Below are 23,993 nucleotides of genomic sequence, written 5' to 3' on the forward strand. Positions count from 1 at the left end.
CGGAGGCCGATGTCTCAGACGCCGAAGCTTCGGCGTGTCTCCTCAAGCGCCTGCTCCGCGAGGGCACGCAGGCCGGGATCGTCCGGGTCGAGGCCGGCGTCGAAGACGAACTCCCAGATCAGCCGGTCGGCGTCGGCCTTCCTCGCCACCAGTCGCACTCCCCCGCGCGCGTCCAGCGGAACGTAGTGGTTGACCACGATCGAGGCGATCACCCGCTCCCGCACGGCCTCGGGGATCCGGCCCGGCTCGGGCAGCAGCGCCCGGTGCGAGCGCCCGTCGGTGGTGGTGACCGTCAGCCCCTCCTCGTCCCACACCCCGCGATCCACCTGGAACCAGGGCACGCGCTCGCCGCCCAGGTAGAGGGCCTTGTCCGCGGCGATCACGTAGCCGTCGGGACCCTCGGCGTAGGCGAGCACCCGGTCGCCGGGGACGGCGGCCGCGCGGACCTCGGGGGGCATGCGATTGAAGAGCTTCACCGCTCCACGGTATCCGCCAGCAGGTCGAGGGTGAGCGCCGCCGACCAGGAGAAGTCCCGGCTGCCCCGCCCGCTGCCGTCGAAGGGGTCGAAGCACTCGCGAAAACCGGCCTGCCGTACGAGGCGCAGGGTGCCCGAGCCGAGCACCCGCACCAGCCCTTCCAGGCCGTGCACGGCCGCCGCCCGGCGCAGCAGCCAGTTGGTGTTCACCCAGGACGGCCCGCGCCAGTAGCAGGACCGGTCGAACTGCGGTGCGCGGATCTCGCAGCTCGGCACCGGATATCCGGCGGCCCCCATGAAACGGGCCGACTCCAGCACGCTCACCAGATCCGCGACCCGCTCGCCGGGCATCCCCTCGTCGAGCATCGGCCCGAAGCCACCGACCGTGCACACGGGACTGAGCCGGTCGCCGCGCAGGTCGCGGGCGCGGAAGACCCCGCCGTCCCAGAGGCGTTCCAGCAGCGCCGCGCGGATCCGCTCCACCGCCTCCCGGTGCGGGCCCGCGTCCGCGCCCGCCACCGGGGCCAGCTCGGTGAGGGCCTGGCAGGAGGCGAGCCAGATCCCGTTGAACATCGGGTCCTCGACCGCGAACGGGTGCTCGTCCCGCAGATAGGCCGGGTCGTAGCCGGAGTCCCGGCAGCCCAGGGCGAGCGCCATGTAGCGGTCCTGGCGGCTGTCGGTGCGCCGCTCGGAGGGCTCCTCGCGCCGCCGGTAGGCGGGACGGACCGGGGGCAGCGCCTCCAGGGGCGCGTCCCAGGCGGGGCTGTCGTCCATTCCCGACTCCCACGGGTGCACGATCGCGGCGAGCCCTCCCCCGCCGAGGTCCCTGCGGGTGGCGAGGTAGTCGTGCTGGGCGACCAGCATCGGATAGAGCCGCCGCACCAGGGCCACGGCCGTGTCGCGGTCGGCCGCGTGCCGCCATATCCACCACAGGGCGAGCGCGTGCAGCGGTGGCTGCGTCAGCCCCGAGGTGCACACGGCGCGGGGGGAGGCCGGGTGCTCCCGGGATCGCCAGACCGAGGGGCCGGGGAAGTATCCGTCCGCGTGGACGGGGTGGAAGACGATGTGCGGCACCATTCCGGTCGCCCACTGCCCCGCCAGCAGGCTGATCAGCTCGGTCCCCGCCCTGCGGGTGTCCCAGCGGGCCAGGCCGATCGCGACGAAGGTGGAGTCCCAGTTCCACTGGTGGGGGTAGAGGCCGGGCGCGGGGACGGTCGCGGACCCCGTCCAGTTCGCGTCGAGCACGGACCACGCCTCGCGCCCGAGCGCGGCGTCGTCGACCGCCGCTCGCGACTCCATCCGCCCAGTCTGCGCCTGTATCGCCCAGGAGAACAGCCCGGCCCCCCGAACGCGCCGAACAGGAACGCCGTACGCCCCGGAAAACCGGGGCTTTTGGAGTGATCACCACGACAGGAATCCCTGGTGATCGGCGCCGGACCACCGCACCGGCACGAACCGGGGAAGCGGGGAAGCGGGGAAGCGGGGAGCCCGGATGATCCGCGCCGGACCAGCGGAAGGATTCCCTCGGCAAGGCGAGAACTCCAGGTGACCGGTACCGGACCACTGGAAAGGTCGCCCCCGGGGAACCCTCGGGGAAACAGGGACTCCAGGTGATCGGCGAGAGCGGCACCGGCCCGGAGAGAGGGCGCCCTGACGGTCACGGTGGCGAGGTCTGCCGAACGGCGCGGGCCCCGGGAACGGAGGTTCCCGGGGCCCGCGCCGTGTGGCTCCTCAGTCGAGGTAGTCGCGAAGCGTCTGCGCCCTCGTCGGGTGCCTGAGCTTGGCGAGGGTCTTCGACTCGATCTGCCGGATGCGCTCGCGCGTCACGCCGAACTCCCTGCCGACCTCCTCCAAGGTGCGGGGATGTCCGTCCGCGAGCCCGAAGCGCAGCTGGATGATGCGCTGCTCACGATCGGAGAGGGTCGCGAGGATGTCGTCGAGCTGGTCCTGCAGCATGATGAAGGCCGCGGCCTCCATCGGCACGACCGCGTCGGCGTCCTCGATGAAGTCTCCGAGGTCGGAGTCCTCCTCGCCGATCGGCGACTGGAGCGAGACCGGCTCCTGGGCGATCCGCTGGATCTCGATCACCCGGTCGATCGGCAGGTCCATCTCCAGGGCGATCTCCTCGGGCGCGGGCTCGCGGCCGAGATCCTGGTGGAGCTGGCGCTGGACCCGTACCAGCTTGTTGATCGTCTCGACCATGTGCACCGGAATCCGAATGGTGCGCGCCTGGTCCGCGATGGCCCTGGTGATCGCCTGGCGAATCCACCAGGTGGCGTATGTGGAGAACTTGTAGCCCTTGGTGTAGTCGAATTTCTCGACCGCCCGGATGAGCCCGAGGTTGCCCTCCTGGATGAGATCCAGGAACAGCATCCCGCGTCCCACATATCTTTTGGCGATTGACACGACCAGCCGCAGATTGGCCTCGATCAGCCGCTGCTTGGCCCGCGTGCCCTGCCAGGCGAGCTCCTTGAACTCCGGGAAGACCATGCGTGAGACGACGCTGGTCAGCTTGTCCTCGGCGAACAGGCCCGCCTCGATGGACTTGGCGAGCTCCACCTCCTCCTCTGCCGTGAGCAGGGGGACGCGACCGATCTCCCGCAGGTATATGCGGACAAGATCGCTGGTCGGGGCCCTTTTTCCGACGTCCTCCTCATCGGCCCGGGCGGGCTCCTCATCGCCCTGGGGCTCAAGAACCTCCACTCCGTTCTCGGCGAGCATCCGGACGACGCGTTCGAGCGCGTCGGACGGCAACTCGGACTTGTCGAGAGCGGCGGCCACGTCATCGACCGTGACGCTTCCGCGCTCTCTTCCCTTCGTGACGAGGTCGGCCACCTGGTCTACCGATGGCGGCCCACTTGGCAGCACCGATGCACCCACGGGAGACAGTCTGCTGTATTGGGTCCCCTAAATGGCAGACCTATTTTTGTCACCGAAGGTAAGGCGACGATCATTATCGGATCGAGACCTTATTCGGGTTTGGTGTAATCAGTGCGCGGATATTAATGCCATTTATGCCGTCAGCTCCCGGCCGTCAGCTCCCGGCCGTCAGCTCCCGGCCGCGCGCTCCCTGAGCACGCGCCGCTGGTGCTCCAGCGCGACCAGCTCTCCGAACAGCCGGTTGTACTCCTGCTGCTCGTCGACCGGGTTCGTCCGCTCCATCCTCGACTTGAGCCGCTCGATGGCCCGCGTCACCGAGACGAGCTCCAGGGCCGCCAGCATCGCCGAGGCGTAGCGCTCCTCGCTCGCCAGGTCGGCCCGCAGCTCCTCGACGGCGAACCGGGTGACGACCCCGCGCAGGGAGTCTTCGGCCCCGCGCAGCAACAGGTCGACCCACTCGCGTCCGCCCTGCCCCGCGGCGGCGGTGCCGCCGGAGTCGACGATCAGCCGGTAGAGGGCCGTGTGCTCGGCGAGTGTGAACGCCTCCGCTCCCAGCGCCTCGAAGCCGGGGCCGAGCAGCGCGGGACGCTGCACGGCCAGCCGCAGCACCTCCGCCTCGGTCCGCACCCCGGGGTCGGTGAGGTCGGCGACCTTGCGGGGTCCCGCGGGGCGCTGGGCGCGCGGCTGGGCCGCCGCGGAGACCTCGGCGATCCGGTCGAGGACGAACTGCTCGTTGTTGAAGCCCAGCCACCGGTCGAGGTCGACGGCGTACAGCCGGCGCAGCGACCTGTCCTTGATGCCGGCCACGATCGGGGCGGCGGCGTCGAGGGCGGAGAGCCGCCCCTCGTTGGTGCTCCCGTCGTAGCGGGAGATCACGCTGCGGATGGCGAAGGCGAACAGCGGCTCGCGCCCGGCGATCAGGTCGCGCACGGCCGCGTCGCCCTGCCTGACACGCAGGTCGCACGGGTCGAGGCCGTCGGCCTGCACGGCGACGAAGGTCTGGGTGACGAACTTCTGCTCGTCGGCGAAGGCGCGCAGGGCCGCCTTCTGGCCGGCCGCGTCGCCGTCGAAAGTGAAGATCACCTCACCCCGCGACCCCGACTGGTCGAGCAGCAGCCGCCGGAGCACCTTGATGTGCTCCTCGCCGAACGCGGTGCCGCAGGTGGCCACCGCCGTCGGCACGCCCGACAGGTGACAGGCCATCACGTCGGTGTAGCCCTCGACGATCACGGCCTGGGAGCGCTTGGAGATCTCGCGCTTGGCCAGGTCGACCCCGTAGAGGACCTCGCTCTTCTTGTAAAGCGGGCTTTCCGGGGTGTTCAGGTATTTCGGCCCGTCTTCGGCATCGTTCAATTTCCGTGCGCCAAAACCGATGACGTCTCCGGTTATGTCGCGGATAGGCCAGACCAGCCGTCCCCTGAAACGGTCGATCGGGCCACGCCGCCCCTCCTTCGCCAGCCCGCCCTTGATCAGCTCCGCGGTGGTGAAGCCCTTCGCCATCAGGTGCCGTGAGAGGGCCTCCCACTCGGCGGGGGCGTATCCGACGCCGAAACGCTCGGCGTCGACCCGCTCGAACCCGCGCTCCGACAGGAACCTGCGCCCGATCGCGGCGTCGGGGGCCGAGAGCTTGGAGGCGTAGAACTCGGCCGCCGCCCGGTGCGCCTCGATCAGGCGGATGCGCTCGCCCTGCTCGCGCCCGGGGACGTAGCCGCCCTGCTCGTAGCGGAGCTGGACGCCCGCCCGGTTGGCGAGCCGCTCGACCGCCTCGCCGAACGACAGGTGCTCCAGACGCCGGACGAAGGTGATGACGTCACCGCCCTCGGCGCAACCGAAGCAGTACCAGTAACCCCGGGTGGGGGTCACGTTGAAGGACGGGCTCTTCTCCTCGTGAAAGGGACAGAGCCCCTTCAGGTTGCCGCCGCCGGCGTTGCGGAGCTGGATGTGCTCACCCACGATGTCGGCGATCGGCGAGCGCTCCCGTACGAGCGCGATGTCCTCATCACTGATCCGGCTTGCCACGCCGCGAGTCTAGTCCGGCCTCCCGACAGATCGGGGCGGGGAGCCGGGCCCGCCCCCGCTCCGATCTTCCGGCAGGCCAGGGGGACCACCGGGACGGAAGGGACAGGAGGAACGATGACTTTCCCGAATTGGTCCTGACCAACCAGGACGTCGGTTACAAAGGTAAAGGCGGATTCTCGATAATGTACGCGGGTGGAGATCATGCGATCGGGGCATATAGCACGATTGGCCGCCGTGACCGGCGCGGCGCTCGTCACCGCGGCCTGTGCGCCGCCGGGCGGGGTGGCGGGCATCGGTACGGCGGCCCCGACCCCCGGAGCGGAGTCCGCGGCCGGAGCGCCGGCCTCGTCGGTCACCGCGACCATGCCCCAGGCGACTCCCACCTCCGCTCCCCCTCCCACGGCCGTCGACCGCCCCAAGGCCGACTCCCCGGTGCAGGTACCGCCACCGAAGGTCTCCGAGCACACCTACGTCTTCCCGGTGAAGGGCTGCTCGGTCACCTACGAGAGCAGGCTCCTGGTTCTGCCCAAGACCACGATCTGGGCGGGCAAGGGCTGCTCGTTCGTCTCCCCGGTGAACGGCGTGGTCGACGAGGTCAACACCAAGAACCGGTGGAAACCCTCCACCGATCGCGGCGCCGACCGTGAGGGCCGGTTCGTCACGGTGATCGGCGACGACGGCGTCCGCTACCTCGGCGGCCACCTGGACAAGATCGCCCTGGGGGTACGGCCGGGACTGCGCGTCAGAGCCGGTCAGGTCCTGGGCCAGGTCGGCAACTCGGGCAACGCCCGCTCGACCGCGAGCAACCTCTACTTCGCGATCTCCTGGAAGACCTCGCCCTCGATGTGGTGGGTACGCCGGGGCATGGTCAAGCCCTGGGACTACCTGGACGCCTGGCTGAAGGGCAATCCCACACTCTCCCCCAGGGAGGAGATGCTCGCCGTGATGAAGCAGACCGGGGCGGCTCCCCGCTGCTTCACCCTGTGCGCGTCGAAACCGCAGCCCACGCCGACGAAGAAGCCCACCAAGAGGAGGTCGGAGCCGTCGCAGGAGCCGGTGCAGATCCCGCTGAACGGCGGCACCTGACACCGGGAACGTGACAGGGCGGGCTCGCCCGTCCACCGGTCGGCCCCTGGCAGTCGGCCACCGACGAAGGAGGGTCGTCCCCGTCGCCGGAAGGCGCGCCGGGAACGCGACAGTGCCCGGTCAGCGGCCGGCGAGGGCGCGGTGCCAGGCGACCGCGGAGGTGTCGGTGAGCGAGGCGATCTGGTCGACGACCACGCGAAGCCGGCCGGCGTCGCCGGCGGCCCTGGTGAAGGCGGGTCTGAAGGCGGGCTCCAGGGTCCCCGGGGCGCCCAGCATGATGTGGTGGGCCAGGTCGTGGATCAGCTCGCGCTGCCTGACCTGGTTGGCGCTGTGCGCGTCACTGCTCATCACGTAGTGGGCCGTGACCCCCTTGAGCAGCGCGCACTCCAGACGGGTGGCCCTGGGCACGATCAGGTCGGCGCTGTAGCGTCCGGCCGCCGGTCCGTACGCCTCGCGGGTGGCGACCTCGGCGGACCTGCAGAAGCGGCCGATGAGCGAGCTGGTGAGCCCCTTGATCGCGGCGAGGTCGGCGAACGAGCTGTCGAAGTGACGGGGCCAGAGCGGCTGGGTGATGAGACGGTGGAAGAGGTCCTCCAGCTCGCCCGGCTCGGCGTCGGGGGCGTACCACTCGCGGGTGGTCGCGCAGACCTCGCGGCGCTCCGCCGGATCGCGCATCGCCTCCAGCAGCACGCCGCCGGAGTGCAGGGCGTCCTCCAGGTCGTGCACGGAGTAGGCGACGTCGTCGGCCCAGTCCATGATCTGCGCCTCGAAACTCACCTGCCCCTCCGGAGCGCCCTCCCTGATCCATTCGAAGACCGGCATGTCGTCGTCGTAGACGCAGTACTTGGCGCTTCTCTCGCGGGTCCACGGGTATTTGACGGCGGCGTCCAGGGAGGCCCTGGTGAGGTTGAGCCCGGCGCTGCGGCCGTCCTCGGTGACGACCTTCGCCTCCAACCGGGTCAGCAGGCGCAGGCTCTGCGCGTTGCCCTCGAAGCCGCCGCACCCCGCGGCGAGGTCGTTGAGCGCCGTCTCCCCGTTGTGGCCGAACGGCGGGTGGCCGAGGTCGTGGGCGAGGCACGCGGTCTCCACCAGGTCCGGGTCGCGGCCGAGGGTCTCCCCCATCTCACGGCCGATCTGCGCGCACTCCAGGGAGTGGGTCAGCCGGGTGCGGGGGATGTGCTGGCCGCTGCCGAAGGTCTCTCCCGGGCCGACGACCTGGGTCTTGGCGGCCAGCCGCCGAAGCCCGGCGCTGTGCAGCACCCGCGCCCGATCGCGCTCGAACGGGCTTCTTTCCGGGTTGCCGGGTGGTTCCGGCACCCACCTGACCTGATCGTGCTCGTCATAACCATGCATAAGTGCACTGATTTTATCCGCGAAAGGCACCTGCTATGCGGAACGGCGAGAAAACACCAGGTTATCGGGTATGCGGCGCCGTTCCCCGCCCGTTCGCGTGCTCTTACGGGAGCGCTACCGAGGGAGCGCGCCCCGCGTACCGGCCCGCGGCCACCGTTCCCGCCCGCCGGGAGCGCGGGCGTCGCGGGCGAGGTGTACCGGTCCCCGCGGCCGCCCCGGGTGAGGGTGGGACGGGCCGCGGGGACCGGCTCCGCGGAGAGTCGCCCCGGCGGCGCCGGAGGCGACTTCCCGCGAAGTCGGGGTGCCGACCACGAGGGTCAGCGGGTGTCAGCGAGTGTCCGAGCCCTCGCACACCAGGGTGGCGCGGGCGGCCTCCAGGCGGGCGACCGGGATGCGGAACGGCGAGCAGGACACGTAGTCGAGACCGGCCTGGTGGCAGAAGTGGATCGAGTCCGGGTCACCGCCGTGCTCGCCGCAGATGCCCAGCTTCAGGTCGGGCCGGGTCGCGCGGCCCTGCTCGACGGCGATCTCCACGAGCCTGCCGACGCCGTCGCGGTCCAGGGTCTCGAACGGGGAGACCCCGAAGACGCCCAGCTCCAGATACTTGGAGAAGAAGGCGGCCTCGACGTCGTCCCGGGAGAAGCCCCACGTCATCTGGGTCAGGTCGTTGGTGCCGAACGAGAAGAACTCGGCGGCCTCGGCGATCTGCCCGGCGGTGAGCGCCGCGCGGGGCACCTCGATCATCGTGCCGATCAGCGCCTCGACCCCGGCCTCCGCGAGGATCCGCCGCGCCTCGTCCCGCACGTGTTCCAGCTCCTGGACGGCGGCCACCAGCGGGATCATGATCTCCGGGCGGCTGCCCGGCACGGCCTTGGCCGCCGCCGCGATCGCCCGGACCTGCATGGCGAACACGCCGGGGATGACCAGGCCGAGCCGCACGCCGCGCAGGCCCAGCATCGGGTTCTCCTCGTGGAGCCGCTTGAGCGCGGCGAGGAGCTTACGGTCCTTCTCCTCCGCCGAGTCACCGGCGAGGGCGACCCGCACCGACAGTTCGGTGTAGTCGGGCAGGAACTCGTGCAGCGGCGGGTCGATCAGGCGGATCGTGACGGGCATGCCCTCCATCGCCTGGAAGATCTCCGTGAAGTCCGCCCGCTGCAGCGGCTCCAGCGCGGCCAGCGCCCGCTCGCGCTCCTCGTCGGAGACGGCCAGCACCAGGTCCTCGACCAGGGCTCGACGGTCGCCGAGGAACATGTGCTCGGTGCGGCAGAGGCCGATGCCCTGGGCGCCGAACCTGCGAGCCCTCGCGGAGTCCTCGCCGGTGTCGGCGTTGGCGCGTACGGCCATCCTGCGTACCTCGTCGGCGTGGGACATGATCCGGTGCACGGCGCGGACGAGCTCGTCGCCCCGGTCGCCCGAGCCCTCGAAGTACTCCACGACCGGGGAGGGGACCACGGGCACCTCGCCGAGGTAGACGGCCCCGCTGGTGCCGTCGATGGAGATCACCTCTCCCTCGGAGACCACGAGGCCGGAGGCCGTGGTGAACGTGCGGTCCCTGGCGGAGACCTCCAGCTCCTCGGCGCCGCAGACGCAGGTCCTGCCCATGCCCCTCGCGACCACGGCGGCGTGCGAGGTCTTGCCCCCGCGGCTCGTCAGCACGCCCTGGGCGGCGATCATCCCGGCGAGGTCGTCGGGGTTGGTCTCGCGGCGGACCAGGATGACGGCCTCTCCGCGCCCGGCGAGCTCGACGGCCCTGGCCGTGGAGAAGACGGCCTTGCCGACCGCCGCGCCCGGCGAGGCGTTCATCCCCCTCGCGATCATCTTGGTGCCGGCGTCGTCGGCGAAGCGGGGGAACATGAGCTGGGCGAGCTGGTCGCCGGACACGCGGGTCACGGCCTCGTCCAGGTCGATGACGCCCTGGTCGACGAGCTGGACGGCGATGCGGAACGCGGCGCCCGGGGTCCGCTTGCCCACGCGGGTCTGGAGCATCCAGAGCTTGCCGCGCTCGACCGTGAACTCGATGTCGCACAGGTCGCGGTAGTGGTTCTCCAGCGTCTCCATGGTCCGCATGAGCTCGTCGTAGACGGGCTTGTCGAGGCTCTCCAGCTCCTGCAGCCGCATGGTGTTGCGGATGCCCGCGACCACGTCCTCGCCCTGGGCGTTCTGCAGGTAGTCGCCGTAGACGCCCTGCTGGCCGCTGCCGGGGTCGCGGGTGAAGGCCACCCCGGTGCCCGAGTCCATGCCGCAGTTGCCGAAGACCATCGAGCAGACGCTGACCGCGGTGCCCAGGTCGGCGGGGATGCGTTCCTGGCGGCGGTACAGCACCGCGCGGGGGGCGTTCCACGACGCGAACACGGCCTCCACCGCCATGCGCATCTGCCGGTGGGGGTCGGCGGGGAAGTCCTCGCCGGTCTTGGCGTAGACGATCTCCTTGTACGTCGCGACCAGGCGCCTGAAGTCGGCCGCCTCCAGCTCCAGGTCGTCGCGGCCGTCCTTGAGCTCCTCCAGGGCGCCGTCGAAGAGCTCGCCGTCGATGCCCTGGACGGTCTTGCCGAACATCTGGATGAGGCGCCGGTAGGAGTCCCAGGCGAAGCGCTCGTTGCCGCCCGCCTGCTTGACCAGTCCGTGAACCGAGTCGTCGTTGAGCCCGATGTTGAGAACGGTCTCCATCATGCCGGGCATGGAGAAGGCGGCCCCCGAGCGCACGCTCACCAGGAGCGGGTCGTCGGCCTGGCCGAGGCGGCGGCCCATCGCGGCCTCCAGGGCGGCCAGGTGCGCGGAGACCTCCTCCTGCATCCCCTCGGGCAGGGTCCCGTTCGCGAGGAAGCTCCGGCACGCCTCGGTGGTGATGGTGAAGCCGGGGGGAACCGGCAGCCCGAGGTTGGTCATCTCGGCGAGGTTCGCTCCCTTACCGCCGAGCAGATCCCTTAGATCTTTGTTGCCCTCGGTGAAGTCGTAAACGTACTTCGGCACGGTTGCTCCTTCTGCGACTTCAGAACGATGTCTGGTTCCGCCTCCATCCGGACTCTACCGACGAACAAGGCAACGAAACGGCACCCACCACGTGAAACAGCATTATCACAGCTCAGAGCACGTGCACCGGTCTAATCCAATTCAAATCACGGCCAAATGCGTAAGGATATCGATCACTCGGAGAATTGGTTTACACCAATTGGTATAAACCAATTTTTCCGGCATTCAACCCCGTTCACGGCCGGTTCAGCGACCCGTCAGGCCCACTTCCGCGAGAGGGTTCAGGTCGGGGACATCGCCTTCCGCGGGCCCCTCTCCCGACGGGAGCCACAGCACGAACACGCTCCCCTCGCCCAGCCGGGAGAACAGCCGCACGTGCCCGCCGTGCGACTCCACGATCTGGCGGACGATCGCCAGGCCCAGCCCGCTGTGCCGGTCGCGGCGGCTGGTCTGGCCGCGCCAGAAACGGTCGAACACCCGCGTCTGGTCGTCCTCGGGCACCCCCGGGCCGGCGTCGCGCACCGCGACCCAGATCCAGCCCCCGCTGCGCCCCCCGGTGCGACCTGCGGCCACGACGACCTCGCTCCCGCCCGGCGCGAGCCGTACCGCGTTGGAGAGCAGGTTGCCCACCGCCCGGCGCAGGGCGTCGTGGTCCCCCACCCCGCGCAGTCCTGCGGGCAGCGCCTTGCGGATCGACAGCCCGCGCCCCGCGGCGAGCGCGGTGAACTCCTCGGCCGCCTCGGCGGCGAGCGCGCCCACGTCCACCTCGGCGTCGGCGAGCGCGGGCGCGGACCGGCGCGCGGTCGCGAGCAGATCCTCGACCAGGCGGGTCATCCGGGTGGTGGCCCGGTCCACGATGGCCACCGCCCGCATCCGCTCCTCCTCGGTGCTGTCGGGCGAGGCGAGGACGGCGTCCACGTTCGCCCGGATGATGGCCAGCGGGCTGCGCAGTTCGTGGGAGGCGTCGTCGATCAGCCGCCGCTGCGCCAGGAAGGCGCCCTCAAGGCGGCCGAGCATGGTGTCGACGGTGTCGGCGAGGTCGCGGAGCTCGTCCTTCGGACCGGTGAGCAGGATCCGCCGCGACAGGTCGGTGCCCTGGATCTCGGCGGCGGCCCTGGTGATCGAGCGCACCGGACGCAACACCCGGCCCGACAGCACCCAGCCGATGCCGAAGCTCACCAGGAAGAGCCCGCCCAGGGTGAGGAACGAGTAGTCGCGCAGGGTCCGCAGGGTGAGCAGGTTGACCGCGTTCTCCACCTCGGCGAGTTCGACGACGGGGGCCTTGCCCACGTAGCGCTCGGTGTCGACGCTGTAGAGCTTGGCCTGCTGGACGGTGTAGGGCCGCTCCTCCGCGCTCCTGGCCACGGCGACGTACAGCACGCCGATGACCAGGGCGCAGAGCAGGAACAGCAGGCTGGAGTAGAGCACGGTGAGCCGGAAGCGGATCGTCTGCACGAAGGAGAACCTCACGTGTCCTCCCTCAGCCGGTAGCCCTTGCTGACCACGGTCTCGATCACGGCGTCGGCTCCGAGCTTGCGCCGCAGGTTTCCCACCGTCACCCGTACGGTGTTGGTGAACGGGTCGGTGTGCTCGTCCCAGACGTGTTCCAGGAGCTCCTCGGCGGAGACGACGTGCCCGGGACGGGTCATCAGATAGTGCAGGACACCGAACTCCTTGGGGGTGAGTCCCAGCTCGCGTCCGGCCGAGTGAGCCTCCACCCGGGAGGTGTCCAGCCGCAGCGAGCCCACCTGCAGGATCGCCGTCCCGCCGCCGGGCTCCCTGCGCAGCAGCGCGCGGACGCGGGCCAGGAGTTCGGGGAAGGCGAACGGCTTGACCAGGTAGTCGTCGGCGCCCTCGTCCAGCCCTCTGACCCGGTCGTCCAGCCGGTCCCGCGCGGTCACCATGATGATCCGCACGGCCTGGCCCTGGTCGGTGCCGCGCAGCGCCCTGCACACCTCGAAGCCGTCCCCTCCGGGCAGGTTGAGGTCGAGAAGGACCAGGTCGTACGAGTTGACCTGGAGCTTCTCCCGCGCCTGGGCCACGTCGTAGGCGACGTCGACCGCGTATCCGGCCCGGACGAGCCCCACCCGCAGGGCGTCGACCAGATCTTCCTCATCTTCGACAACGAGCAGTCGCATGGTACGAACCTAGGTCGTGCGCGGCCGGAAACGCGGATGCCACCGCCATACCGCGCTTCTCTTCCCTCGCATTCCCTTCCCTTCGCTTTCGTCCGCCTCTGTTCGCCCCGTCGCCCCGTCACCCCGTCGCCCCGTCACCCCGTCACCCCGTCACCCCGTCACCCCCGGATGATCCGCTCGGCGACGGGGGCCGCCCGGTCGATCGGGATGGCGAAACCGATGCCGATCGACCCGCTCCCCCGCCGCGAGAGCGTCGCGATCGCGGTGTTGATCCCGATCACCTCGCCCCTGGCGTTGACCAGCGGGCCTCCGGAGTTGCCGGGATTGATGGAGGCGTCGGTCTGCAGAGCGGTCTGCCCGCCCCCGCTCCCGTTCCCGCCCAGCCTCACCTGGCGGTCGAGAGCGCTGACGATGCCGCCGGTGACCGTACCCGCCAGGCCCAGCGGGGAGCCGATGGCCAGCACCTGGTCGCCCACCGCGACGTCCGCGGACCTCCCCAGCTCCGCCGGGACCAGAGCGCGGGTGTCGTTCACCCTGAGCACCGCCAGGTCGTACGCCGCGTCGGTGCCCACGACGGTGGCGGGCAGGCGCCGCCCGTCGTTGAGCACCACGGTGACGCCCGCGCCACCGGTGAGGACGTGCGCGTTGGTGAGCAGGTGCCCCGAGCCGTCGATCACGAAGCCCGATCCCGAGCCCCGCCCCGACTCGACCGACACGACGCTCGGCAACACCTTGGCCGCCGTACCGCTGAGGCCGCCCGCGGCCCCCGCGGGGCCGGACGAGCCGACCGGGCCCGCGGTGGACCGGGGCAGCGCCGCCGGGGCCGCCTGCCCGTCTCCCGCCAGCCGGGCCCCCGCGACGCCCGCCGCGCCGCCGGTGACCGCGGCGACGAGCGCCGCGGCGACCAGGACGCGTGCGGCCCCCGCCTTCCGCGCGGTGGCCGCCGGACCGGGGCGCGGCCCCGGCTCCTCCGGTGGCGCGGCCAGGGGCGGGTCCCCCGGTGTGAAACCCGGTCCGCGAGGCCGTCCGAGTCCCGAGAGCCGATCGTGCGATGTCACCATGGCCGACTCCTCACAGGATCCTTGAGAACCAGAACAGGGAGGTTCCGGCCGCCACGACCGCCCCCAGCAGGGCCACCCCGACGAACCACGGCCAGATCTCCTGCCTCTCGGTCCGGTAGCCCACCGAGCTGCCGATGTCGTCGTAGACCGCCCGCAACTCGTCACCGGAGGCCGCCTCGTAGAAACCCCCGCCGGTGCCTTCCGCCAGCTCGCGCAGCGCGGGGCCGTCCACCGGCACCAGGGTCTCCCTGCCGCCCAGCTGGATCGTGCCCTCGGAGGTGCCGTACGCGATGGTCGAGACCGGCACGCCCCTGGAGGTCGCCTCCTGTGCCGCCAGCTCCGGTGACCGCCCCATGGTGCTCGACCCGTCGGACATCAGCACGATGTGGGCGGGCGGCCGTTCCTGGGCCTCCAGGGCGTCGATCGCGTCCAGGGACGAGAACACCGCCTCGCCGATCGCCGTACCGGCGTCCGTGGTGAGCCGGTCGATCGCGGACAGCACCGCCGCCCTGTCGTCGGTGGGCGGCACGCTCACCGAGGCCGAGGACGAGAAGGTGACCAGGCCGAGGTTGAACCGGGAGGGCAGGTCCTCGACGAACCGCCGCGCGGCCTCCCGCGCCGCGGTGAACCGGTCGGGCGCCACATCGGTGGCCTGCATCGACGCCGAGACGTCGAACGCCACGACGATCGTCGCCTCCTCTCTCGGGACCCGCACCTCGGCCGTCGGCCGCGCGAACCCGACGACGAGGAGCACCAGCATCGCCATGAACGCCGTGGCGGGCACGTGCCTGCGCCACCCGGGCCTCCTGGGCGCCAGCTTGTCCAGCAGGTCCAGATTCGTGAACCGCAGGGCGTAGCGGCTGCGTCGCAGATACATGACCACGTAGAGAACCGCGATCATCAACGCGGGCACCAGCAGCCACAACCAGACAGGGGACAGAAAGGTCATGCCGCACCACCTCTCGCACCGTTCGCACCACTCGCCCCACGGGCCCGCGCCAGGCGGCGCTGGAGCACGACATGACGGACCAGGTCGCGGACCCAGTCCCGATCGGTGTCCAGCCGCAGGTGCGCGGCCCCCGACCGGCGCAGCGCGGTCGCGATCGCCGCCCGCTGACTCGCGGCGGCCTCGGCGTAGCGCTCGCGCAGACGACCACCGGCCGTGGAGACCTCCCTGCGGCGGCCGGTCTCCGGGTCGACGAGGGTGAGCATCCCCACGTCGGGCAGCGTCAGCTCCCTGGGATCCACGACCTCCACCGCGAGGAGCTGGTGGCGCAGCGCGAGATGGCGCAACGCCCTCTCCCAGGTCTCCGGAGGGTCGAGGAAGTCCGAGACGACGACCACGAGCCCGCGGCGGCGCACCACGCGGCGGAGATCGTCGGCGGCCGGTCCGAGGCGCGGCGCCGGGATGCCCGGCTCGGTGCGCGGCAGCGAGAACACGGCGCCGAGCAGCGCCATGAGATGCGGGCGTCCGCTCCTGGCGGGGAACCGCCGCACCTCGCCGCCGTGCAGGATGTGCGCCCCGACGCGGTTGCCCGTCCGCTCGGTGAGGAAACCGATCGCCGCGAGGGCGGCGAGCGCGAGTTCCCGTTTCTCCATCAGCGCGGTGCCGAAGTCCATGCTGGCGCTGGCGTCGAGCAACACCCAGGTCTCCAGCTCACGGTCGGCGATCATGTCGCGTACGTGCGGCTCCGCCGTGCGGGCGGTGACGTTCCAGTCCATCCGGCGCACGTCGTCACCCGGCGCGTACGCTCTCGCCTCGGCGAGATCGCCACCGGGTCCGAGGGTGAGCCCCCGGTGATCTCCCTGGAGCAGCCCGTCGAGACGCCTGACGACCGTCAGCTCCAGCCGCCTGAGCACCCGCTCGGACAGCAGGTGCCGCATCAGGCCGCCTCTCCCTGCCCGGGGGCGATCCTGGGCATCGGGATCGCCGTGACCACCCGGTCCACGATCCGGCGCGGGGGGACGTCGTCGGCCAGCGCGTCGAACGACGGCACCAGCCGATGCGCGATCACGTCGCCGGCCAGGTCCGCGACGTCCTCGGGCAGGACGTAGTCACGGCCGCGCAGCAGCGCCAGCGCGCGGGCCGCGGCCACCAGGCCGAGCGTCGCCCGAGGGCTCGCGCCGTAGGCCAGCAGCGGTGCGACGTCCGCCAGCCCGAACCGCGCGGGCTCCCGGGTCGCGTACACCAGCCGGACCGCGTACTCGGCGACGGCGTGGTGGACGAAGACGTCGTCCACGGCCCTCTGGAGCTCAAGCAGTCGCTCCGAGTCGAGCACCTGCCGGGAGACCGGCCGGCCGATGCTCATCCGGTAGAGGATCGCGAGTTCCTCCGACTCGCTCGGGTATCCCACGTCGATCTTCATCAGGAAGCGGTCCCGCTGGGCTTCCGGCAGGTGGTAGACACCCTCGGACTCGATCGGGTTCTGGGTCGCCAGGACCAGGAACGGGGCGGGCACCGGGTGGGTGCGACCGCCGATGCTCACCTGGCGCTCGGCCATCACCTCGAGCAACGCCGACTGGACCTTGGCCGGAGCCCTGTTGATCTCGTCGGCGAGCACGAAGTTGGCCATCACGGGGCCCAGCTCGGTGTCGAAGCTCTCCGTGGACGGCCGGTAGATACGGGTGCCGACGATGTCGGCGGGCACCAGGTCGGGAGTGAACTGGATCCGGGCGAACGAGCCGCCCACGACGCCCGCGAGCGTCTCGGCCGCCAGCGTCTTGGCGATGCCGGGAACCCCCTCCAGCAGGCAGTGCCCCCTGGCGAGGACCGCGACGAGCAGGCGCTCGACCATCCGGTCCTGTCCGACGATCACCCGCTTGACCTCGAACAACGCCCGTCCGAGCACGGTGCTCTCCGGCGCCCTTTCCGCTCCGCCGTCCATGCCGGACGGGATCTCCCGCACGTGCTCCGCGTACCCGGTCACCGGGCGGTCGCGGAGGTCGAGGCGGGACAGTCGTCGACGAGCAGCCGCAGCTCGACCGCGTCGTGCGTGGGTCGTGGGTCGGCGTGAGCGGCACTTCCGGTGAGCAGGAAGACGACCCCGGCGAGGGCCACGACCCCGGGAACGGCTTTCCAGGGTGATACGTGCGCCATCGTTCTCCCCCTTCATTGAACGAACGATCACCCTGATGTCATCAAAAAGACCCGAAAACCGCCGTAAGCCCGCTTTTTATCTCGTCTTTCGCCCGGCTCACCCTGGGGAAAAGCCCCTGCCGGGAGCCACCGGGGCGGAGGCGAGGGGGAGGCGGGCCGTTCGGAGACGAGTGGGAGGAGAGCTCGGAGACGAGTGGGAGGAGAAAGGGCGGGAGGAGAGCCGCACCGGGAAGCCTCGCGGGGAGAACCGCGCCGCGCGGGAACGACGACGGCCGGCGACCCCGCGAACGGGGTCGCCGGCCGTGACCGGTCGGGTGGGCCTTAGTCGTTGAGGTGCTGACGAAGGTAGGAGTCGACCTGGTCGAGAGCCACGCGCTCCTGGGCCATCGAGTCGCGCTCGCGGATGGTCACCGCCTGGTCGTCGAGGGTGTCGAAGTCGACGGTGATGCAGAACGGCGTGCCGATCTCGTCCTGGCGGCGGTAGCGGCGGCCGATCGCCCCCGCGTCGTCGAACTCGACGTTCCACCGGCGGCGGAGCTGGGCCGCCAGATCCTTGGCCTTGGGCGACAGGTCGGCGTTGCGCGACAGCGGGAGCACCGCGACCTTGACCGGCGCGAGCCGGTGGTCGAGGCGCATGACCGTGCGCTTCTCCATCACGCCCTTGGCGTTGGGCGCCTCGTCCTCGGTGTAGGCGTCGATCAGGAAGGTGAGCGTGGCGCGGTCGACACCGGCGGCCGGCTCGATCACGTACGGGACGTAGCGCTCACCGGTGTCCTGCTCGAAGAAGCTGAGGTCGGTGCCGGAGGCCTTGCTGTGCGCGGTCAGGTCGAAGTCGGTGCGGTTGGCGATGCCCTCGAGCTCGCCCCACTCGGTGCCGGTGAAGTTGAAGCGGTACTCGATGTCGACGGTCCGCTTGGAGTAGTGGGAGAGCTTCTCCTGCGGGTGCTCGTAGATGCGCAGGTTGTCCTTGTTGATGCCCAGGTCGGTGTACCAGCGGAAGCGCTCGTCGATCCAGTACTGGTGCCACTCCTCGTCGCTGCCCGGCTTGACGAAGAACTCCATCTCCATCTGCTCGAACTCGCGGGTGCGGAAGATGAAGTTGCCCGGGGTGATCTCGTTGCGGAACGACTTGCCGATCTGGCCGATGCCGAACGGGATCTTCCTGCGCGCCGACTGCTGCACGTTGAGGTAGTTGATGAAGATGCCCTGGGCGGTCTCGGGACGCAGGTAGGCGAGGCCCGACTCGTCCTCGACCGCGCCGAGGTAGGTCTTCAGCAGGCCGCTGAACTGCTTCGGCGAGGTGAAGGCGCCCTTGGTGCCGCAGTTGGGGCAGGCGATGTCGGCCAGGCCGTTGACGGGGTGCTTCCCGTGTTTTTCGGTGTACGCCTCTTCGAGGTGGTCGGCCCGGTAGCGCTTGTGACACGACTGGCACTCGGTCAACGGATCCGTGAAGGTCTCCACGTGACCACTGGCCTGCCACACCTCTCGGGCGAGGATCACCGAGGAGTCGAGGCCGACCACGTCGTCACGCCCCTGCACCACGGTCTTCCACCACTGCCGCTTCACGTTGTTCTTGAGCTCCACGCCCAGCGGACCATAGTCCCACGACGCGCGCAGGCCGCCGTAGATCTCGCTGGAGGGATACACAAGACCACGCCGTTTGGCGAGGCTGACGATGGTGTCCATGATGTCCGTGCGGCGTGCCATAAGGGAGAATCTCCATCCGGCTGGAGGTCGGCGAGGAATTGATTGAGCCTCCAGCTTAGGGGAGACGGGCTCACGGAACGTGCGGATGAACCACGCCGCCCGCTTCACCCCCGGCAAAGCCTCACCTGGACGCCGGGCGAAAGGTCAGGGACGCTCGACGTCCTCGAACGCGCTCGGCTCGTTGATCATGAGTGTCATCAGCGGATACATCGCCATCCGCGCCGCGCCCAGCGCCCTGCGGTAGAAGCCCGCGCCCTCCCACTCGCTGACCAGCGCCCACAGCTCCGGCTCGTCCACCGACCTCGACACCCGGCCGCTCACGTAGCCCGGCTGCCCGGCCAGGGTGTCGACGATCTCGTGGGCCCGGAGCGTGAACTCCTCGGTCTGGCCGGGTGGCACCGAGTAGCGGATGAGAGCAAGCACCCGCCCAGCATGCCAGAGCCGGCTCCCGGCCCGGCGGACGCCTCCCGGGGCCGCGCACGGTGGGCGGGTCCGGAACCCGAGATCCGTCCGGGGTTCGAGAGGCGAGCACGGCCGGCGGGCCCGAGGTCCGAGCATGGTGAGCGGGTCCGAGAGCGGGGGCAGAGGTCGGGGGCGGGGCATGTCATGGCGGGCGTGGTGGCGTTAGGCTCGACCCGTGGCAGAAAAGCGTGAGGAACGGCCCGCACACCCGCTGGCACAGCCCCGCCCCAGGCAGGGCAGGCGCCCGCTGCCCCCGGGTGAGCAGTTCTTCACGCCGGGGGCGACCGGGCTGAGGCGGAGGGTCGAGCGGCACAGCGCGGCCCCGCTGGTCTTCCTGTTCCAGCTCCCCCGCTGGATCGTCCCCGTGGTCCTGGTGGCCCTCCTGCTGGCCGGTTTCGCGGTGCCGTCCTTCTGGGGCGGCCTCGCCGTGCTTCCGGTGATCGGGTTCGTCGGCTGGCTCGCCTACATGTCGTGGCCGTCCCTGGGGGCCGGGGGGCGTCTCCTGCGCGTCGCGCTGCTCACCTTCCTGATCCTGCTCGCCGCCGACCGCTTCGGCGCCTTCTGACGCCGCCTTCGCCTCCTCCGGAACCCTTACCAACTCTTCGGTCTCCAGGGTCCTCGCAGGGTCCTCGCAGGGTCCTCGGTCTCCAGGGTCTTCGCAGGGGGCTACGGCGGGACGCGTACAGGACGGCCTGGCCGGCACCTCGCCGAGGCCGTCACCCGTTCCCCGCCCCCTCTCCCCGGTTACCGCCGCGACGTACGGCATCGTTGTCCGGTGCCGGACACGCGGGGGCATCCGAAACGAGCCGGGCAACGCCGGGCAGCGGAGTCCTTCCCTGCCGGAGGTGGCCCTCTCGGCCGTCGCGTGGCGACTCCCCCGGGACATGTGCCGACTCCTTCCGCGAACTCCTTCGCGCTCGATTTTGACAATCGTTTTCATTTGCGCGCATACTAGATGGCATGATGTCCGAGTCCTCCCGACGTATCCGCATACGTAATGTCAGCCTGGCTGCCTCCGCCGTCCTCCTCGCCGCCACCGCCGCCTGCGGCACGGAAGCCGGTCCGGCCAGCGGCTCACCCGGGGGGGCCTCAAGTGATTCCGCGGACGGGAAACCCACCGTCACCGCGGCCATGTATCCCCTGCAGTGGCTCGCCGAGCGGGTGGGCGGCCCCGACGCGGCCGTCACGGGCCTGACCAAACCCGGCGTCGAGCCGCACGACCTGGAGCTGTCCCCGGTGCAGGTGGGCGGGCTGGAGAAGACGGGACTCGTCGTCTACATCAAGGGGATCCAGCCCGCGGTGGACGAGGCCGTCGAGCAGCACGCCGCCGACCGGGCCTTCGACGCGGCCACCGCGATCACCCCCCTTCCCGCGGTCGCGGAGGAGGAACACCACGACGAGGAGGGACACGAGCACGGGGATGTCGGCCACGACCCCCATCTCTGGCTCGACCCGGCCCGCTTCGCGACGGTCGCCACCAAGCTCGGCGAGAGGCTGGCCGCCGCCGACCCCGCGCACGCGCAGGGCTACCGGGACCGCGCCGCCGCCACCGCCGGCGAACTCACCGCCCTGGACCAGGAGCTGGCCAAGGGCCTGGCGACCTGTTCCTCGGACGCGATCGTCACCGCCCACGCCGCGTTCAGCTATCTCGCCGATCGCTACAAGCTGCACCAGATCGGCATCAGCGGCCTCGATCCCGATGCCGAGCCCTCTCCCGCCCGCCTCGCCGAAGTGGCAAAAGTGGCCAAGCAGGAGAAAGTAACTACGATTTTCACCGAAACCCTCGTCAGCCCGAAGGTCGCGGAGATCCTCGCCCAGGAGGTCGGTGCGAAGACCGCGGTCCTCGACCCCGTGGAAAGCCAGCCGGCGAACGGCGACTACCTGTCCGCCATGCGCCAGAACCTCTCCACACTCCAGGAAGCACTCAGCTGCTCGTAAAGGTCACACGTGACATCCACTAAAACGGTCTTCACCATGAACGGCGGCCAGGTCAACCTGGACCGCCGTCCGGTGCTTCGCGGCATCGACCTGTCCGTCGAGCCAGGTGAGGCGGTGGCGGTGCTCGGTGCGAACGGATCGGGGAAGTCCACCCTCATCCGCGCCCTGCTCGGCCTCGTCCCCCTGTCCGGCGGCGAGACCTTCCTCTACGACAAAACCCCCGCCCGGTTCCGCGACTGGTGGCGGATCGGCTACGTGCCCCAGCGGCTCTCGGTGGGCGGGGGCGTGCCGACCACGATCCGCGAGGTCGTCGCCTCCGGCAGGATCGCGAGGCAGCGACGCCTGCGTCCGACCGGCGCGGCCGACCGCGAGGCGACCGGCAGGGCCCTGGCGGCCGTCGGAATGGCCCACCGCGCCTCCGACCCGGTGCAGGCGCTGTCCGGCGGGCAGCAGCAGCGGGTGCTGATCGCCCGTGCCCTCGCCGGGGAGCCGGACACCTTCGTCATGGACGAGCCCACCGCGGGCGTCGACGCCGAGAGCCAGCGGCTCCTCGCGGAGACCCTGTCCACGCTCGTCGACCAGGGCAAGACGGTCCTGCTGGTCGCGCACGAGCTGGGCCCGCTGGAACCCCTGATCACCCGCGCGGTGGTCCTCAGGGACGGGTACGTGTGCCACGACGGCCCGCCGCCCCGGGCGGTCGGCACGCACGCGCTGCCCGGCCACGACCATGTGCATCCGCACGGCGAGGAGGAGCCCGTGAGCCCGCTCGACTGGAGGCCGATCCCGTGATCGAGCTTCTGCGGTTCGACTTCATGCAGCGGGCACTGATCGCCGCCCTCCTGGTCGGCCTGGCCGCCCCCGCCATCGGCACGTTCATGGTGCAGCGCCGCCTCGCCCTGCTGGGTGACGGCATCGGGCACGTCGCGCTGACCGGGGTGGCGCTGGGCTTCCTGACCGGAACCGCCCCGGTGCTGACGGCCGTGGTGGTCTCGATCCTGGGCGCCGTGGCGATCGAGCTGGTTCGCGCGCGCGGCAGGACCAGCGGGGACGTGGCGCTCGCGCTGCTGTTCTACGGCGGTATCGCCGGAGGCGTGCTGCTCATCTCACTGGCTCCCGGTGGCAGCAACGCCACACTGATGTCCTACCTGTTCGGCTCGATCAGCAGCGTCACCGTCGAGGACGTGTGGGTGATCGGCCTGCTGGCGGTGGCGGTGCTCGGTGTGGTGACCGTCTTCGGGCGGGAGCTCTACGTGCTGTGCCAGGACGAGGAGGTCGCCAAGGCCGGTGGCCTGCCGGTCCGCTTCCTCAGCCTGCTGATCGCGGTGACCGCCGCGCTCACCGTGGTCATCGCCATGCGCGTCGTAGGATTGCTTCTGGTGAGCGCGTTGATGGTGGTGCCGGTGGCGACCAGTCAGCAGCTCACCCGGGGGTTCGTGAGCACGATGCTTCTTTCCATGCTGTTCGGAATGATCTCCACGGTCGGTGGTCTGACCTCCTCCTTCTACGTCGAGGTCCCACCGGGCGCGATCATCGTCGTCGTCGCTCTCGCGGGGTTCGTCCTCGCCCTCGGGCTCGGTAGATTCGTACGTCGAAGCCGATCTCAGGAGTTCAGTCATGAGCAACAGGCGTGATGCCGTCCACGCGATCCTCCGGCAGAGCGAGGGTTTCCGCAGCGCGCAGGACGTCTACGCGGAGATGCGCGCGGAAGGCGCCAAGATCGGACTGACCACCGTCTACCGGGCGCTCCAGGCGCTCTCCGACACCGGCCACGTCGACGTGCTGAGAACCGACGACGGCGAGTCGGTGTACCGGGCGTGCGCCAGCGGCGACCACCACCACCACCTGGTCTGCCGCAGGTGCGGCCGTACGGTGGAGGTGGCCGGGCCCGCGGTGGAGCGGTGGGCCGAGGCCATCGGCTCCGAGCACGGTTTCACCGAGATCACCCACACGGTGGAGGTCTTCGGCACCTGCGCCTCCTGCTCCACCGCCGCCAAACCGCTGCGCACGCCGAGCCGCGCCTGAGCGGACGGCCCGGGAGGCCGCGCGTGCGAGGAAAGCGATTCTTAACCCATCGGACATATCATGCAATAGCAGGACATAATTGCATAGAATGCCTTATAACACAGGGCACGCCGCCGCGACGGGCGTGCGCGAGAGGGCACCGGAGGTTCACCGGAGAGATACGCTTCCGACACGGCGAGCCGCCGTACGCGCCCTCACGCTGCAATCGCTTATACGGGAGTCAACATGCCATTCGGACATGACATGGTGCACTCACTCGCCACCGCGGTCGACCTGGTCAACACCTCCCCCTCCACCGGAGGCGAAGACACCCTGACCGACCTGCGGAAACTCAGCGACTTCGTGGCACGCTGGGAGGTCAGCGGGATCGGCGAGCTGAACGCCGCCGACCTGGCCCAGGTGCGCGCGCTGCGCGAGTCCTTCCACAAGGTCTTCACCGCCCCCGACCAGCCCACCGCGGTCATCCGGCTGAACACCCTGCTGAGCGGGACCCGCATCACCCCGCGCCTGACCGAGCACGACGGCCACCCCCTGCACGTCCACTACTTCGCGCCGGACGCCTCGCTCCACGACCACCTCGCGGCCGACATCGGGGTCGCGCTCGCCCACCTGCTCGTCGAGGACGAGTGGGAGCGCCTGCGCACCTGCTCGGCCCCCGACTGCGACCACGTCTTCGTGGACGAGTCACGCAACCGCTCGCGGGTCTACTGCGACAGCCGCACCTGTGGAAACCGGATGCACGTCGCCGCCTACCGCGCACGACGCCGAGCCTGACGACCGGGGTG

22 protein-coding genes are annotated in these 23,993 nt (G+C 70.6%); 7 read left to right on the forward strand and 15 right to left on the reverse strand.

The window, feature by feature from the left end:
• Positions 1-14 precede the first annotated feature (14 nt).
• The 4 genes from AB0B90_RS03570 to dnaG form a co-directional block, all read right to left on the reverse strand.
• Positions 15-476, reverse strand: a complete 462-nt coding sequence (locus AB0B90_RS03570) for a hypothetical protein (protein ID WP_350944471.1) — start codon at positions 474-476, stop codon at positions 15-17.
• Entirely contained in the window at positions 473-1,774 is a 1,302-nt protein-coding gene (locus AB0B90_RS03575; protein WP_362920592.1) for a hypothetical protein, read from the reverse strand. Before AB0B90_RS03575 ends, AB0B90_RS03570 begins: the two co-directional genes overlap by 4 nt.
• A 432-nt stretch (positions 1,775-2,206) precedes the next feature.
• The gene (gene rpoD / locus AB0B90_RS03580; protein WP_350944834.1) at positions 2,207-3,343 is read right to left on the reverse strand and encodes an RNA polymerase sigma factor RpoD; all 1,137 of its coding nucleotides are present in this window, start codon (positions 3,341-3,343) and stop codon (positions 2,207-2,209) included.
• A gap of 180 nt (positions 3,344-3,523) precedes the next feature.
• Positions 3,524-5,374 (reverse strand): DNA primase, encoded by a 1,851-nt coding sequence (gene dnaG, locus AB0B90_RS03585; RefSeq protein WP_350944474.1) that lies wholly within the window; start codon positions 5,372-5,374, stop codon positions 3,524-3,526.
• 201 nt (positions 5,375-5,575) lie between these two features.
• Between dnaG and AB0B90_RS03590 the strand changes: the two genes are divergently transcribed.
• Entirely contained in the window at positions 5,576-6,460 is an 885-nt protein-coding gene (locus AB0B90_RS03590; RefSeq protein ID WP_350944836.1) for a peptidoglycan DD-metalloendopeptidase family protein, read from the forward strand.
• A gap of 120 nt (positions 6,461-6,580) precedes the next feature.
• Here AB0B90_RS03590 and AB0B90_RS03595 read toward each other — a convergent pair whose 3' ends face one another.
• From AB0B90_RS03595 to AB0B90_RS03645, 11 genes are all read right to left on the reverse strand, one after another.
• The gene (locus AB0B90_RS03595) at positions 6,581-7,813 is read right to left on the reverse strand and encodes a deoxyguanosinetriphosphate triphosphohydrolase (RefSeq protein WP_350944476.1); all 1,233 of its coding nucleotides are present in this window, start codon (positions 7,811-7,813) and stop codon (positions 6,581-6,583) included.
• A 327-nt stretch (positions 7,814-8,140) separates the two neighbouring features.
• Positions 8,141-10,783 carry a pyruvate, phosphate dikinase gene (ppdK, locus tag AB0B90_RS03600; RefSeq protein WP_362920594.1) on the reverse strand — a complete coding sequence of 881 codons (2,643 nt, stop codon included), beginning with the start codon at positions 10,781-10,783 and terminating at the stop codon, positions 8,141-8,143.
• Between the two features lie 246 nt (positions 10,784-11,029).
• Positions 11,030-12,253 carry a HAMP domain-containing sensor histidine kinase gene (locus AB0B90_RS03605; RefSeq protein WP_362920596.1) on the reverse strand — a complete coding sequence of 408 codons (1,224 nt, stop codon included), beginning with the start codon at positions 12,251-12,253 and terminating at the stop codon, positions 11,030-11,032.
• Complete coding sequence (locus tag AB0B90_RS03610; RefSeq protein ID WP_350944480.1) at positions 12,250-12,921, reverse strand: response regulator transcription factor; 672 nt, start codon at positions 12,919-12,921, stop codon at positions 12,250-12,252. Before AB0B90_RS03610 ends, AB0B90_RS03605 begins: the two co-directional genes overlap by 4 nt.
• A gap of 158 nt (positions 12,922-13,079) precedes the next feature.
• Positions 13,080-13,982, reverse strand: a complete 903-nt coding sequence (locus tag AB0B90_RS03615; RefSeq protein ID WP_350944482.1) for a trypsin-like peptidase domain-containing protein — start codon at positions 13,980-13,982, stop codon at positions 13,080-13,082.
• A 10-nt stretch (positions 13,983-13,992) separates the two neighbouring features.
• Positions 13,993-14,931, reverse strand: a complete 939-nt coding sequence (locus tag AB0B90_RS03620) for a VWA domain-containing protein (protein WP_362898359.1) — start codon at positions 14,929-14,931, stop codon at positions 13,993-13,995.
• Positions 14,928-15,866, reverse strand: a complete 939-nt coding sequence (locus AB0B90_RS03625) for a DUF58 domain-containing protein (protein WP_362920598.1) — start codon at positions 15,864-15,866, stop codon at positions 14,928-14,930. Before AB0B90_RS03625 ends, AB0B90_RS03620 begins: the two co-directional genes overlap by 4 nt.
• The gene (locus AB0B90_RS03630) at positions 15,866-16,867 is read right to left on the reverse strand and encodes an AAA family ATPase (RefSeq protein WP_362920872.1); all 1,002 of its coding nucleotides are present in this window, start codon (positions 16,865-16,867) and stop codon (positions 15,866-15,868) included. Before AB0B90_RS03630 ends, AB0B90_RS03625 begins: the two co-directional genes overlap by 1 nt.
• A 38-nt stretch (positions 16,868-16,905) precedes the next feature.
• Positions 16,906-17,079, reverse strand: a complete 174-nt coding sequence (locus tag AB0B90_RS03635) for a hypothetical protein (protein ID WP_350944488.1) — start codon at positions 17,077-17,079, stop codon at positions 16,906-16,908.
• Between the two features lie 321 nt (positions 17,080-17,400).
• Positions 17,401-18,786, reverse strand: a complete 1,386-nt coding sequence (locus AB0B90_RS03640; RefSeq protein ID WP_350944490.1) for a glycine--tRNA ligase — start codon at positions 18,784-18,786, stop codon at positions 17,401-17,403.
• A gap of 144 nt (positions 18,787-18,930) precedes the next feature.
• On the reverse strand, positions 18,931-19,209 hold the full coding sequence (locus tag AB0B90_RS03645; RefSeq protein WP_350944492.1) for an antibiotic biosynthesis monooxygenase family protein: 279 nt from the start codon (positions 19,207-19,209) through the stop codon (positions 18,931-18,933).
• A gap of 214 nt (positions 19,210-19,423) precedes the next feature.
• Between AB0B90_RS03645 and AB0B90_RS03650 the strand changes: the two genes are divergently transcribed.
• From AB0B90_RS03650 to AB0B90_RS03675, 6 genes are all read left to right on the forward strand, one after another.
• The gene (locus tag AB0B90_RS03650; RefSeq protein WP_362920600.1) at positions 19,424-19,813 is read left to right on the forward strand and encodes a DUF6703 family protein; all 390 of its coding nucleotides are present in this window, start codon (positions 19,424-19,426) and stop codon (positions 19,811-19,813) included.
• Positions 19,814-20,379: 566 nt separating this feature from the next.
• Positions 20,380-21,186: a metal ABC transporter substrate-binding protein gene (locus AB0B90_RS03655; RefSeq protein WP_350944496.1), complete on the forward strand. Its 807-nt coding sequence runs from the start codon at positions 20,380-20,382 to the stop codon at positions 21,184-21,186.
• Between the two features lie 36 nt (positions 21,187-21,222).
• Positions 21,223-21,975 (forward strand): metal ABC transporter ATP-binding protein, encoded by a 753-nt coding sequence (locus AB0B90_RS03660; RefSeq protein WP_350944839.1) that lies wholly within the window; start codon positions 21,223-21,225, stop codon positions 21,973-21,975.
• The gene (locus tag AB0B90_RS03665) at positions 21,972-22,817 is read left to right on the forward strand and encodes a metal ABC transporter permease (RefSeq protein ID WP_350944498.1); all 846 of its coding nucleotides are present in this window, start codon (positions 21,972-21,974) and stop codon (positions 22,815-22,817) included. Before AB0B90_RS03660 ends, AB0B90_RS03665 begins: the two co-directional genes overlap by 4 nt.
• On the forward strand, positions 22,801-23,208 hold the full coding sequence (locus tag AB0B90_RS03670) for a transcriptional repressor (protein WP_350944500.1): 408 nt from the start codon (positions 22,801-22,803) through the stop codon (positions 23,206-23,208). The genes AB0B90_RS03665 and AB0B90_RS03670 overlap by 17 nt, the downstream gene beginning before the upstream one ends.
• Before the next feature lie 225 nt (positions 23,209-23,433).
• Positions 23,434-23,982, forward strand: a complete 549-nt coding sequence (locus AB0B90_RS03675; protein WP_350944502.1) for a CGNR zinc finger domain-containing protein — start codon at positions 23,434-23,436, stop codon at positions 23,980-23,982.
• The last annotated feature ends 11 nt before the right edge of the window (positions 23,983-23,993 follow it).

Source organism: Streptosporangium sp. NPDC049078 (genome assembly GCF_040648855.1).
Classification (GTDB): Bacteria; Actinomycetota; Actinomycetes; order Streptosporangiales; family Streptosporangiaceae; genus Streptosporangium.